Source organism: [Clostridium] symbiosum, from assembly GCA_036419695.1.
Lineage (GTDB): Bacteria > Bacillota > Clostridia > Lachnospirales > Lachnospiraceae > Otoolea > Otoolea symbiosa_A.
The window spans coordinates 1,405,413-1,419,775 of the sequence record CP143946.1; the positions used below are offsets into that span (position 1 = coordinate 1,405,413).

Below are 14,363 nucleotides of genomic sequence, written 5' to 3' on the forward strand. Positions count from 1 at the left end.
TTTAAGTTTAATGGTACAGTCTGTTATGTTCATACACCGGTTCCGATGTAAGCCCGACTCCCAGTTTCTGGAAGGTTTTGATATCGACTTCCGACAGCATGACGGAGGTATGGACCTGGCAGTGTTTCAGCTTGGGAAGCTGCTCCAGGGCGATCTGCGCATTTTTGTCGGTTGCAGCACACATGGAGAGGGCAATGAGGACCTCGTCCGTGTGGAGGCGCGGGTTTTTGCTGCCTAGATAATCGACCTTCAGCTTCTGGATCGGTTCAATAGCGGTCGGTGAAATCAGGTGCGTGCCGTGAGGGATGTTCCCCAGGGCCTTCACTGCGTTGAGCAGAAGAGCGGCGGAAGCACCCAGCAGGTTGGACGTCTTACCTGTCTCTATCCTGCCGTCCTGCAGTTCGATGGCGGCGGCCGGAGCGCCTTCCCTCTCGGCCTCGTCCAGGGCAGCCGGAACTACCTTGCGCATTTCGGTGGAGATTTTAGCCTGTTTCATCAGAAGTTCAATCTTATAGACTTCCTCCTTGCTGCCTTCTTCCTTGGCAACACGGTTCAAAGCCTGGTAGTAGCGCCGGATAATCTCCTGTTTGGAGGCTTCGCAGCAGGCTTCATCGTCAAAAATACAGTTTCCGGCCATGTTAACGCCCATGTCCGTTGGGGACTTATAGGGATTATCCCCATAGATTCCCTCAAAAATAGCGCTGAGTACCGGGAAAATTTCGATATCGCGGTTATAATTAACCGTAGTCACCCCATATGCTTCTAAATGGAAGGGGTCAATCATATTGACATCGTTCAAATCTGCGGTAGCAGCCTCATAAGCCAGATTAACCGGGTGCTTAATCGGAATATTCCAGATTGGGAAGGTCTCGAATTTGGCATAACCGGCCTTGATGCCGCGTTTATTTTCATGATAAAGCTGAGACAGGCAGGTAGCCATCTTACCGCTTCCGGGGCCTGGGGCGGTCACGATTACGAGAGGTTTGGATGTTTCGATATAATCATTCTTACCATACCCCTCATCGCTCACGATCAGCGGCACATTGCCGGGATAACCGTCGATCGTATAGTGGCGGTAAACACGGATTCCCATATGTTCCAGTTTCTTCTTAAATGTATCGGCGCTGGCCTGCCCGGAATAGTGGGTAATCACGACACTGCCCACATAGAGCCCTTTATCCGTAAAAGCCTGGATGAGGCGGAGTACGTCCACGTCATAAGTAATACCGAGATCAGAGCGGATCTTATTCTTCTCAATATCCGCAGCACTGATGGCAATTACAATCTCAGCCTGATCAGCCAGCTGCAGCAGCATACGAAGCTTACTGTCGGGAGCAAAACCCGGTAAAACCCTGGAAGCATGAAAATCATCAAACAGCTTTCCGCCAAACTCGAGGTAAAGCTTATCCCCAAACTGATCAATACGCTCGCGGATGCGATCCGACTGCGTCTTCAGATATTTGTCATTGTCAAAACCTAATTTCATAACGTCCCATCCTTATCTATAAGTAATATTTTAAAATACAAACCCATCCTATTATCCTACAAAAAAGAGGTTTTGAGTAGGGGGAAAATGAAAAAAGTTAAAAAAAGTGCGCAAAATGGGGGAAAAGTTATAGAAAGTGATAGAAAAATGAGATGGGGCTGGAAAAGGTGGGGGGGAGGGTGGTATAATATCCGCGTAGGCAATGAGCCGGGTGAACAGAAAAATAAACAAGTTCCCAAACGGGAGCTCGTTCCCGTTTGGGAACTTGTTTATTTTTCTGTTCACAGGGCGAAGCCCGTGAGTCAGGAAAGTTCCACTTTCCTGACTCACCACCCGGCCCGGTAGTGAAACGCGATTCCAGCTTTCCGGCCCACCCGGAGTGTCTTTATCGAGCCCTCGGCCCCACCCCCAGTCACTCTTCCACCCTCTCATTCCAAGAAAGAAGGTCTCCTATATGCGATACACAATCCAAATCGAAACCCCTATCGGCCCGCTCCTCCTTGCAGAGGAAAACAATGCCTTAACCGAGATATCATTCGCTGTAAAAGAACCAAAAACCTTTCAGGCCGGCCGTCAGGCGGAGTCTGTAGAACAGGAGACACCACTGCTTTTGGAAACAAAGCGCCAACTGGAAGAATATTTTGCCGGAACACGAAGGACATTTGACATCCCGCTCTCAATGCGCGGAACCTCGTTCCAGAAAAAGGTCTGGGATCAGCTTCTCACGGTTCCGTACGGAGAGACAATCACATACGGAGAGATAGCTGCAAGAATCGGGAATCCGAGAGCCGGCCGTGCGGTCGGCATGGCGAACCACCATAATCCAATCCCGATCATAGTGCCGTGCCACCGTGTAATTGGCGCCGACGGCCGCCTGACCGGGTATGGCGGAGGACTGCCGATCAAGGAAAAGCTCCTCGAATTAGAACAGAAACACAGGGGAACCAAGTGATGAGAAAGTGGCTGATTTTAAGCATGTGCGCCTGTCTGCTGGCCGGCTGCACACGGTATAACCCGGCGGAAATGCCGGATATCGTCCAGGAAGAGACAGAAAACGGCTCGATGGAAAACCCTGCCTCGGGCAGCGATGCCGTCGGAAATTCCGTTGAAACAGGTGCAGACGGAGAGCAGAGCCGGACAGGGCAGACGCCGGAAAATTCCGGAAACGCGGAAAACACCCCCAGGGGTCCGCTGGCGGCTAAGCTTGAGAAGATTCTTAAGATTACCGACGGGGACGAGCTTTTCGAACAGCGCGAACCCGTAAAAGTAAAAGGCATCTACGTTTCCGCCTACGTGGCGGGGAATGAAAAGATGATGGACAATATTATAAAGCAGATCGATGCGACGGAACTGAATGCGGTAGTCATAGATTTCAAAAATGATGACGGCCGCATTACCGCACCCACAGATTCGGAGATGTTCAACGAGATAGACGCATGTAAAGCCTATATCCCGAATCTGGAAGCGCTGCTTCAAAAACTGAAAGAACACGATATTTATACCATAGCCCGGATTGTGGCCTTTAAAGATCCTTATCTGGCGGAGAAAAAGCCGGAGTGGAGCCTGAAAAAAGCGGACGGTTCCCTCTACAGGGATAAAAAAGGCCTGGCCTGGGTAAACCCATACAGACAGGAAGTTTGGGATTATCTGGTGGAAGCGGGGACGAAGGCGGCCGATGCCGGTTTCGATGAGATACAGTTTGACTATATCCGCTTTGCCACCGACTCTACGATGCGCGAGGTAGTGTTCGATGAGGAGGAGACAAAAGGGCGTTCCAAGACGGATATCATTGCGGAATTTACAGAATATGCCTATGATAAGCTGACGCCTCTCGGAGTGTTTGTCTCCGCCGATGTCTTTGGCGCGATCATCGGGAGCGAGGAGGACGCCGGCGCGGTAGGCCAGATCTACGGCGAAATGGCGCAGAACCTGGATTATATCTGTCCGATGATTTACCCGTCCCACTACGGTGACGGCAACTTCGGGCTGGATCACCCGGATATGCATCCCTATGAGACCGTTCTCGGGGCGCTGCAGAAGTCCGAGGCCGAGCTTTCAACCTATCCTGAGGAGGAACGCCAGGCGATCGTCCGTCCGTGGCTCCAGGACTTTACGGCAACTTATCTGAAACATCACATTAAATATGGCAACGAAGAGATACGCAGGCAGATCCAGGCCGTATACGATGCGGGATACGAGGAATGGATTCTGTGGAATGCATCAAATAACTATCATTACGGAGGACTTGAACAATGAATGCAGTTCCAAAACCAGGTGAATTTTACAGACACTTTAAAAATAAAATGTACCAGATCATGGCGGTGGCAAACCACTCGGAGACTGGCGAAAAAATGGTGGTTTACCAGGCGCTCTACGGAGATTACAGCGTCTGGGTCCGCCCCCTTTCCATGTTTATGGAAGAGGTGGACAGGAGTAAGTATCCGGATGCTGTGCAGAAATACAGATTCGAGCAGGTCTATCCAGGGCAGGAACAGGATGCCGCAAATCATGCCGCAGGGACGGCAAAAAGCCCGGCTGCGGACAGGGAAATGCACCCATACACCAGGCCGGAGGAGGCTGCCGTCAGCCCGATGCTTTTAGAGTTTCTGGATACGGAGTCCTTTGAGGAACGGCTGGCCATCCTTCAGCGGATGAAGGGCAGGGTAGGGCAGAGGGAGGTAGACAGCCTGTGCCTGTGCCTGGATGCGAAACCGTCCGACGGGACCATCGAGGAACAGATTGACGGATTGAAACAGTATCTGAGGATGCAGCAGAGATACGACGCATCCAGACTGCGCCGGGGATAAGAAAATGTTTAATATTGAAGAAGAACTGAAAAAACTTCCGGCCCAGCCGGGAGTTTATATTATGCATGACATAAAAGACGAAATTATCTATGTGGGAAAAGCCATCAGCCTGAAAAACCGTGTGCGCCAGTATTTCCAGAGCAGCCGGAACAAGACGTCCAAGATAGAGCAGATGGTGTCGAGGATTGCCAGGTTTGAGTATATTGTGACCGACTCGGAGTTGGAAGCGCTCGTTTTAGAGTGCAACCTGATCAAGGAACACAGGCCCCGCTACAACACCATGCTGAAGGATGACAAGACCTACCCTTACATCAAGGTGACGGTGGCGGAGGACTATCCCAGGATCCTGTTTTCACGCATTATGAAGAAAGATAAAAATAAATATTTTGGACCGTTTACCAGCGCCGGTGCCGTGAAGGACACGATCGAGCTGATCCATAAGATTTACCATATCAGGACCTGCACGAGAAAGCTGCCTCAGGACATCGGAAAGGACAGGCCCTGCCTGTATTACCATATCCACCAGTGCGACGCCCCCTGTCAGGGGTATATTTCAAAGGAGGAATACCAGCAGTCTGTAAAACAGGCCCTGGATTTTCTGGGCGGAAAGTATGAGCCGGTGATGAAATATCTGGAAGACAGGATGATGGCCGCCTCGGAGGAGATGGAATTTGAAAAGGCCATTGAATACAGGGAACTGCTTGGCAGTGTCAGGAAGGTGGCGCAGAAACAGAAGATTACCAGTCAGAGTATGGACGATCGGGATATTATCGCCATGGCCAAGGATGACAGGGACGCAGTGGTCCAGGTATTCTTTGTCAGGGAAGGCCGCTTAATCGGCAGGGAACATTTCTACATGTCCATTTCCTCGGCCGAGGAGGACCGGCAGATTTTAAACAGCTTTGTCAAGCAGTTCTATGCCGGAACACCGTTTATTCCACATGAGATCTGGGTGCAGGAGGAGCTGGAAGATGAGGAGGTCATCAGCAGTTTCCTGACATCGAGAAGAGGACAGAAGGTAAAAATCGTCGTTCCGAAGAAGGGCAGCAAGGAACAGCTCGTGGAGCTGGCCGAAAAGAACGCGAAAATGGTTCTTTCCCAGGATAAAGAGAAGATCAAGAGGGAGGAACTGCGCACCATCGGGGCCATGAACCAGGTGGGCGAATGGATTGGTTTAAAAGGCGTCAGGAGGATAGAGGCCTATGATATTTCCAATATCAGCGGTTTTGAATCGGTCGGTTCCATGATTGTTTATGAAGACGGCAGGCCGAAGAGGAATGATTACAGGAAGTTCCGCATAAAAACTGTTAAAGGACCCAATGATTATGCTTCCATGAGAGAGGTGCTGACGCGCCGTTTTTCACACGGACTGGAGGAAACGGAAAAGCTGAAGGCGGAGGGCGGCGACGCGGCCTTCGGAAGCTTTACCAGATTTCCGGATCTTATCATGATGGACGGCGGAAGAGGACAGGTAAACATTGCCCTGGAAGTGCTTGGGAGCCTGCGGATCGAGATTCCGGTATGCGGTATGGTCAAGGATGACAACCACAGGACGAGGGGACTCTATTATAACAATGTGGAAATACCGATCGATCATCATTCGGAGGGATTCCGGCTGATTACAAGAATACAGGACGAGGCCCACCGTTTTGCGATTGAATACCACAGGAGCCTGCGCAGCAAGGAACAGGTGCGCTCCGTTCTGGATGATATAAAGGGAATCGGACCCGCCAGAAGGAAAGCGCTGATGCGCCATTTTAAGACGATTGAGGCGGTCAGGGACGCGGGAGTCGAGGAACTGGCCGGAGCGCCGCAGATGAACCGGAATGCAGCCGAGGCCGTATATAATTTCTTCCACGGAGAAGAATAAGTGAAACGGTTTCCACCCGCCGCCCACTGTTTTTTACGGACGGCCAAACAGGAACGGGGAGGGAAACGGAACCGTCCTGCCGCAGTTGATGACAAGCGGTAAAAGTTGTGATAGGATAAAGAAAAGGTTTCATATCTGCCGCATAAGGCGTGAAAGGCAGAATTCTGAAAAAATGCCACAGAGAAGGAGAATGAGGACCATGTATGGAGTTACGATTACGGAACTGATAGAGAAACTGGGGCTTCGAAATATGACAATGGAGCTGGATACCGACGCGATTGTGCTGGTACATCCGGATGTAAATCGTCCGGCTTTGCAGCTGACCGGCTTTTTTGACCATTTTGACAAAGACCGTGTCCAGATCATCGGGTATGTGGAGCACGCATATCTTGATAAGCTGTCGGCGGAGCGCCGCCATGAGGTTTACGATGCCCTGATTTCCAGCCAGATCCCCTGCCTTCTTTACAGCCGGGGCATGATGCCGGATGAAGATGTGCTGGAGCTCTGCAACCATTATGAAGTTCCATGCATGGTTTCGGAGAAGACGACATCGGATCTGATGGCGGAAATCATCCGCTGGCTCAATGTTAAGCTGGCTCCGATGATCAGCATCCACGGGGTGCTGGTGGACGTATTCGGAGAGGGTGTTTTGATTATGGGCGAGAGCGGGATCGGAAAGAGCGAGGCCGCCCTGGAGCTGATTAAGAGGGGACACCGTCTTGTCAGCGACGATGTGGTGGAGATACGGCGCGTCAGCGATGAGACGCTGATCGGTTCTGCGCCCGACATCACCAGGCATTTTATTGAACTTCGCGGCATAGGTATCATTGACGTGAAAACACTGTTCGGTGTTGAGAGTGTTAAGGATACCCAGTCCATCGACATGGTAATCAAACTGGAAGAGTGGGACAGAGAGAGAGAGTATGACAGGCTGGGAATGGAAGACCAGTATACGGAATTCCTCGGCAACAAGGTAGTCTGCCATTCAATCCCGATCCGCCCGGGCAGAAATCTTGCCATTATCGTGGAATCGGCGGCTGTCAACTACAGACAGAAGAAGATGGGGTATAATGCGGCCAGGGAGCTTTACAACCGCGTCCAGGCCAACCTCGCGAGAAAAGATTGAAAACAGAAAACAGGCAGGATATAACATGAATGATTTTTTTGAGAGACTTCGCCTGGCGGCAGGAGACGGCCGGGTGAAAAAAGACGAGATGATGAGCGGGCATACCACGTTCCGCGTGGGAGGGCCGGCATCCTATTTCGTGTCGCCGGACGGTGATGAGGCGCTGAAAAACGTGCTTCTTCTCTGCCAGGAGGAACAGATGCCGTATTATATACTTGGCAACGGAAGCAATCTTTTAGTAAGTGACAGGGGCTACAACGGCGTCATGATTCTGATGGGAGAGAGCTTTTCGGAGATCCGGGAGGAGGAGCCGTGTGAGATTACGGCCGGCGCCGGGGCGTTGCTTTCCAGGATTGCCAAAGAGGCAATGGAGCGTTCGCTGACCGGTTTTGAATTTGCAGCCGGAATTCCGGGTACGTTAGGCGGCGCGGCGGTCATGAATGCAGGAGCCTATGACGGAGAGATGAAGGATGTCTTAAAGTCGGTCAGGGTCATGGAGAAATCGGGCAGGATTCTTACTCTTACCAGAGATGAACTGGATCTGGGTTACCGTCATAGCTGTATCCCGGAGAGGGAATACACCGTCCTTTCCGCTGTTATTTCCCTGAAGAAGGGTGATAAGGAGAAAATTCAGGAAAAAATGGCGGAACTGGCGAAAAAAAGGCGCGACAAGCAGCCGCTTGAGTATCCAAGCGCGGGAAGCACTTTCAAAAGGCCGGCCGGGTATTTTGCCGGGAAGCTGATAGACGATGCGGGAATGCGTGGCTGCCGCGAGGGCGGCGCACAGGTTTCTGAGAAACACTGCGGCTTTGTCATCAACCGCGGGGATGCTACGGCGGAAGATATCCGTTCCCTGTGCCGTATAGTGCAGAGGAAAGTGAAAGAGACATCAGGGGTGGACCTGGAGACGGAAGTACGCATGATAGGCTGGGAGTAAAAGTGTCAGCCGGTACGGCGCTGAACGGATGCAGGAATGACAGAAGGAGAAAAAAATGCGGCTTGTAATTGTTACCGGAATGTCGGGAGCAGGGAAGACAGCGGCTCTCAAAATGCTTGAAGATATGGGATTTTACTGCGTTGATAACCTTCCGATCCCGCTTGTCGGCAAGTTTGCCGAACTGGTGGAGAGCAGCAGCGGAGACATCAGGAGCGGCGCTCTGGGCATCGACGTCAGGAGCGGTGAGGAGCTGTGCGAACTTGAAAAGACGCTGTGTGAATGGGATCGGCTCAAATTTCCCTATGAGATACTGTTTCTGGATGCCAGCGATGAAATTCTGATTAAGAGATATAAAGAGACAAGAAGATCACACCCTCTGGCAGGCACCCAGCGGCTGGACCGCGGAATTGCCAAAGAGAGGGAGAAACTGAAATTTTTAAAAATACGGGCGGATTACATATTGGATACCAGCAAGCTTCTGACAAGGGAGCTGAAGGTAGAGCTTGAGAAAATTTTTGTGGACCATGAAAGATTTTCCAGTCTGTTCGTAACCGTGCTGAGTTTTGGATTTAAATATGGAATTCCTTCCGATGCGGATCTCGTTTTCGACGTCCGTTTCCTTCCGAATCCTTACTATGACGATGCTCTCCGTTACCTCACCGGTAACGAAGAGGCGGTCCAGGAATTCGTGAAGCAGGGAGGAACTGCCGATATTTTCCTTGATAAGCTTTATGATATGATTGGCTTTCTTCTGCCATACTATGTCCAGGAGGGGAAAAACCAGCTGGTCGTCGCCGTCGGCTGTACCGGAGGCAAACACCGCTCCGTCACCATCGCAAACATGCTGTATGATAAGCTTGAAAGCCACAGGGATATCGGACTTAAGATAGAACACAGGGACATTGAAAACGATAGTAAGGTTAAGAAATAGAGGTGGAGAGATGTCATTTTCTTCCCGGGTGAAAGAGGAACTGTCCCGGCAGATAAGTTCTGCCAGACACTGTCAGATAGCGGAAATTGCCGCTATCTTAAGCCTGTGCGGCAAAGTTCACATTGATGAAGAGGATCATTACAGCATCCGTATCCACACGGAAAATGTGGCGGTTGCGAGAAAATACTTTACATTATTGAAAAAAGCATTTAATATAGGAACTGATATTTCTATCCGGAGAAATGCATTCCTGAAAAAGAACAGAACCTATACGGTGGTAATACGGAAACACGAAGACGCGATCCGTGTCCTGGAGGCCTGCAAGCTTCTGGATGAACACGGGGAAGTGTGGGAGAATTTATCTGTAGTAAAGAATCTGGTAGTCCAGAATCCATGCTGCCGCAGAGCGTTTATCAGGGGAGCATTTCTGGCGGCGGGCTCCATCAGTGATCCGGAGAAGTTCTATCATTTTGAAATTGTCTGCGCTTCGATGGAGAAGGCGGAACAGCTCAGAGCCTTGATAGCAACTTTCTCAATTGATGCGAAAATAGTTGTCAGGAAGAAGTATTTTGTGGTATATATAAAAGAAGGAAGTCAGATTGTGGAGATTCTTGGCGTGATGGAAGCACATGTAGCCCTGATGGATCTGGAGAATATCAGGATTTTGAAGGAGATGAGAAACAGTGTGAACCGCCAGGTGAACTGCGAGACGGCCAATATTAACAAAACAGTTTCGGCTGCCGTAAAGCAGCTGGGGGATATTACGTACATCCGGGATACAGTGGGGCTTGACTATCTGCCGGAAACACTGGCGGAGATTGCTGAGGTCAGGCTGGACAGGCCGGATGCGACGCTAAAAGAATTAGGAGAGAGCCTGGATCCCCAGGTGGGTAAATCCGGAGTAAACCATCGGCTTAGAAAGATCAGTACAATCGCAGAAAACCTGAGAGCTCAGAAGGAACAGGTATAAGGAAGAAAGCGATGGTGTAAGTTCTTTTGGAAGATGAGGAGGATATTATGAAGAGTAAGGAAATCACAATTCAACTTGAATCAGGTCTGGAAGCAAGACCGGCCGCTATGCTTGTTCAGGTTGCCAGCCAGTATTCCAGCAGCATCTATCTGATAGATGGAGACAAAAATATCAATGCCAAAAGTATTATGGGCATGATGACTCTCACTCTGCAGGCGGGCGAGGAAGTCAGGGTGCAGGCCGAGGGCGAGGATGAAGATACGGCAATTGAAGGAATAGAAAAATATCTGACGAACAGTTAAGTTTACAGTAGGGGCTGCTGCAGGGAAACCATTGCAGCAGCCCTTTTAAATCGGCGGCGTACGGCCTGCAGGGGGCTGCATCGGAAACGCCGTGGGAAAGGAGAACAGGGGAGTGGCATTTACTCATCTGCATGTGCATACGGAATACAGTCTGCTGGATGCGTCCAGTAAGATTAAGGAACTGACAGCCAGGGCCAAAGAACTGGGAATGGACAGCCTGGCTATCACTGATCATGGCGTTATGTACGGAGTGATCGATTTTTACAGGGCTGCCAGGGAAGTGGGCATCAAGCCGATTATCGGCTGCGAGATTTATGTGGCGCCGGGCTCACGTCTGGATCGTGAGAATGTGAACGGGGAGGATCGGTATTACCACCTGATTCTCCTGGCGGAAAATAATGTGGGCTATCAGAACCTGATGAAGATTGTTTCAAAAGGTTTTGTGGAAGGTTTTTATTATAAACCGAGAGTTGATTATGAGGTGTTAAGCCGGTTCAGCGAGGGGATTATCTGCCTCAGCGCCTGTCTGGGCGGTGAGGTGCAGCGTTACCTCTCCCGCGGGATGTATGAGGAGGCGTGCAAATCGGCCCTCAGATACCAGGAGATTTTCGGAAAAGGGAACTTTTTCCTGGAGCTTCAGGATCACGGGATACCCGCCCAGAAAACGGTGAACCAGGGGCTTTTACGCATGAGCCAGGAACTGGATATTCCGCTGACCGCCACAAACGACTGCCATTACATTTATAAAGAAGACGTGGAATCACACGATATTCTGCTCTGTATCCAGACGGGAAAGAAAGTGGCCGATGAAAACAGGATGAGGTACGAGGGCGGCCAGTTTTACTTAAAATCGGAGGAGGAGATGAGGAATATCTTCCCATACGCCGCCGATGCACTGGACAATACCCATAAGATAGCTGAGCGCTGTAACGTGGAAATCGAGTTCGGCGTGACGAAGCTGCCCCAGTTCGACGTGCCGGAGGGATACACCTCATGGGAGTATCTGCAGAAGCTCTGTTTTGACGGGTTTCACAAACATTACCCGGACGACGACGGAACGCTTAGGGAGAGGCTCGAATATGAGCTGGGCGTCATAAAGTCCATGGGATATGTGGACTATTTCCTGATCGTCTGGGATTTTATCCATTTTGCAAAAGTACATGATATCATGGTCGGACCGGGGCGCGGCTCTGCGGCCGGAAGTATCGTGGCATACAGCCTGGGCATTACCGATATTGATCCCATCCGCTATCAGCTTCTCTTTGAACGTTTCCTGAACCCGGAGAGAGTCTCGATGCCTGATATTGATATCGACTTCTGTTTCGAGCGCAGGCAGGAAGTTATTGATTACGTGGTGAGCAAATATGGCAAGGACAGGGTGGTGCAGATTGTCACCTTCGGTACGCTGGCCGCCAAGGGTGTGGTCCGCGACGTCGGACGTGTGCTGGATATGCCCTATGCCAAGTGCGACTCGATTGCCAAGATGATACCGGGCGACCTGGGAATGACGCTGGACAAGGCGTTAAAAGCCAGCCCCGATCTCCGCAATGCCTATCAGGAGGACGAGGAGGTTAAATACCTGATCGACATGAGCCGGAGGCTGGAGGGACTCCCAAGGCATACTTCCATGCATGCCGCCGGCGTTGTAATCAGTAAGGCGTCGGTGGACGAGTATGTGCCTCTTTCCAGGGCGGCCGACGGCTCCATCACGACCCAGTTTACAATGACGACGCTGGAGGAGCTGGGACTGTTGAAGATGGACTTCCTGGGCCTGCGTACGCTGACGGTGATCCAGAATGCGGTCCGCCTGGCCGAGAGGACATGCAATAAGACCATCGACCTCTATCAGATTGATTATAATGATAAAAATGTGCTGAATTCCATCGGAACGGGAAAGAATGACGGCGTATTCCAGCTGGAGAGCTCCGGTATGAAGAGCTTCATGAAGGAGCTGAAACCGGAGAACCTGGAAGACATCATAGCCGGTATCTCCCTCTACCGTCCGGGTCCGATGGACTTTATCCCGAGATACTTAAAGGGAAAGAACGACAAGGAGTCCATCACCTACGAGTGTCCGCAGCTGGAACCGATTCTGGCGCCGACTTACGGCTGTATCGTATATCAGGAGCAGGTAATGCAGATCGTGCGGGATTTAGCCGGATATACGCTCGGACGAAGTGATCTGGTGCGGCGCGCCATGTCGAAGAAAAAAGGTTCCGTCATGGAGAAGGAACGCCAGAACTTTGTTTACGGCAATGAGGAGGAAGGCGTTAAGGGCTGTATTGCCAACGGAATCGACGAGAAGACGGCAAACCACATTTACGACGAGATGATCGACTTTGCAAAGTATGCATTTAACAAGTCGCATGCGGCGGCCTATGCGGTCGTCTCCTACCAGACCGCCTATCTGAAATATTATTATCCGGTTGAGTTTATGGCCGCCCTTATGACGTCGGTCAAGGACAACGTCTCCAAGGTGTCCGAGTACATCATGGCCTGCCGCCAGATGGGAATGAAGATTGTGCCTCCCGACATCAATGAGGGAGAGGGCGGCTTCTCCGTTTCCGGCGGTTCCATCCGCTACGGCCTGTCCGCGATCAAGAGCATCGGCCAGTCCGTTGTGGAGGAGATCGTGAGGGAGCGTGAGGAGAGAGGGTATTATAAGAGCCTGGAAGACTTTGTGGATCGGATGAGCAGCAAAGAGGTAAACAAGCGGACGCTGGAAAGCTTTATCAAGTCGGGCGCCATGGATTCGCTGCCCGGTACGAGAAAACAGAAATTCCTTGTTTCGGCCCAGCTTCTGGACCAGAAGAACAAGGAAAAGAAAAATTCCATGGAAGGGCAGATGTCCATGTTTGACATCGTGGCTGAGGAGGAAAAGGAAGATTTCCAGATTACGTTCCCGAATGTCGGGGAGTATACAAAGGAGGAACTTCTGGCATTTGAGAAGGAAATGCTGGGCGTTTACATCAGCGGCCATCCCATGGAGGCCTATATCAGCCTGTGGGAGAAGAATGTGACGGCCAAAACCTCCGACTTTATTGTGGATGAGGAGACCGGTGAGGCGGAAATCAGAGACGGGGCATTTGTGACCATCGGCGGCATGGTGACGGCCAAGACGGTAAAAACCACGAGAAATAATAAGATGATGGCTTTTGTGACGATAGAGGATCTGGCCGGAAGCGTGGAAGTCCTTGTGTTCCCGAGGGATTACGAAAAGAAACGGCAGTTCCTGGAGCAGGACGCCAAGATATTTATTACCGGCAAGGCGTCCATAGGCGATGATCCGGTAGGAAAGCTGATCTGCGAACAGGTAATCCCGTTTGACGCGGTCCCCAGGGAAGTGTGGCTCCAGTACCCCGACAAGGAAACGTACTTTTCCAGTGAGCAGGATCTCCTGAATATGCTCAGGGGATATGAGGGCAGCGACCAGGTGATTGTCTATCTGGGAAAGGAAAAAGCGAAAAAAGCGCTTCCGCGGAACTGGAATGTGGAGGCAAAGGAAGAGCTTTTGGCCGCTCTCCGGGAGAAGCTGGGGGAAAAGAATGTAAAGGTGATTGAGAAGACGATTGATAAGGCGGTAAGGAGATAGAGGGGAGTTAGTTGAGGGGCGAGGACGCCTCTGTAAGACGGCGGACGGGGGAGTGGGAGGTTGTGTATGAGTCTTCAGTCCCGGTTTGTTGTTGTGGTGAGGGGGAATCCGGAGAAAGACTTTCCTGCGGGGACACGCTCCCGCTTGTGAAGCGCACAGCGGATGCTAGGCTCGAAAATACCTCGCCAAGCACCGGCGGGCTTCAAGGTCACCCTTCGGAAAGTCTTTCTCCTCCTTCCCCGGGCAGGTTGTCGACGGGACTGAAGACTCAGGGAAAGTGATTGCCCGTCCGCCGGCTTCAGGGGCTGATTGTCTCTTTCGTCAAGTGTGGGGGGGGGATTG

11 protein-coding genes are annotated in these 14,363 nt (G+C 51.2%); 10 read left to right on the plus strand and 1 reads right to left on the minus strand.

The features are described from left to right. Positions 1–7 precede the first annotated feature (7 nt). Positions 8–1,486, minus strand: coding sequence for a DUF1846 domain-containing protein (locus tag V3C10_06515; GenBank protein WVP63461.1), 1,479 nt, complete (start codon positions 1,484–1,486; stop codon positions 8–10). A gap of 454 nt (positions 1,487–1,940) precedes the next feature. Here V3C10_06515 and V3C10_06520 point away from each other — a divergent pair, with 454 nt between their 5' ends. The 10 genes from V3C10_06520 to V3C10_06565 all read left to right on the plus strand — a co-directional run bounded on the left by V3C10_06520 (position 1,941) and on the right by V3C10_06565 (position 14,021). Further along, entirely contained in the window at positions 1,941–2,438 is a 498-nt protein-coding gene (locus V3C10_06520; GenBank protein ID WVP63462.1) for a methylated-DNA--[protein]-cysteine S-methyltransferase, read from the plus strand. Beyond that, positions 2,438–3,742 (plus strand): putative glycoside hydrolase, encoded by a 1,305-nt coding sequence (locus V3C10_06525; protein ID WVP63463.1) that lies wholly within the window; start codon positions 2,438–2,440, stop codon positions 3,740–3,742. Before V3C10_06520 ends, V3C10_06525 begins: the two co-directional genes overlap by 1 nt. After that, complete coding sequence (locus tag V3C10_06530; protein WVP63464.1) at positions 3,739–4,293, plus strand: DUF1653 domain-containing protein; 555 nt, start codon at positions 3,739–3,741, stop codon at positions 4,291–4,293. Before V3C10_06525 ends, V3C10_06530 begins: the two co-directional genes overlap by 4 nt. 4 nt (positions 4,294–4,297) lie before the next feature. Further along, positions 4,298–6,163 (plus strand): excinuclease ABC subunit UvrC, encoded by a 1,866-nt coding sequence (gene uvrC, locus V3C10_06535; GenBank protein WVP63465.1) that lies wholly within the window; start codon positions 4,298–4,300, stop codon positions 6,161–6,163. Between the two features lie 199 nt (positions 6,164–6,362). Then, positions 6,363–7,289, plus strand: coding sequence for an HPr(Ser) kinase/phosphatase (gene hprK / locus V3C10_06540; protein WVP63466.1), 927 nt, complete (start codon positions 6,363–6,365; stop codon positions 7,287–7,289). 25 nt (positions 7,290–7,314) lie between these two features. Beyond that, entirely contained in the window at positions 7,315–8,226 is a 912-nt protein-coding gene (gene murB, locus V3C10_06545; GenBank protein ID WVP63467.1) for a UDP-N-acetylmuramate dehydrogenase, read from the plus strand. Between the two features lie 55 nt (positions 8,227–8,281). After that, positions 8,282–9,157, plus strand: a complete 876-nt coding sequence (gene rapZ / locus V3C10_06550; GenBank protein WVP63468.1) for an RNase adapter RapZ — start codon at positions 8,282–8,284, stop codon at positions 9,155–9,157. A 10-nt stretch (positions 9,158–9,167) separates the two neighbouring features. Then, entirely contained in the window at positions 9,168–10,127 is a 960-nt protein-coding gene (gene whiA, locus V3C10_06555) for a DNA-binding protein WhiA (GenBank protein ID WVP63469.1), read from the plus strand. Positions 10,128–10,174: 47 nt separating this feature from the next. Then, positions 10,175–10,429 (plus strand): HPr family phosphocarrier protein, encoded by a 255-nt coding sequence (locus tag V3C10_06560; protein ID WVP63470.1) that lies wholly within the window; start codon positions 10,175–10,177, stop codon positions 10,427–10,429. A 112-nt stretch (positions 10,430–10,541) separates the two neighbouring features. Continuing rightward, positions 10,542–14,021 carry a DNA polymerase III subunit alpha gene (locus V3C10_06565; protein ID WVP63471.1) on the plus strand — a complete coding sequence of 1,160 codons (3,480 nt, stop codon included), beginning with the start codon at positions 10,542–10,544 and terminating at the stop codon, positions 14,019–14,021. The last annotated feature ends 342 nt before the right edge of the window (positions 14,022–14,363 follow it).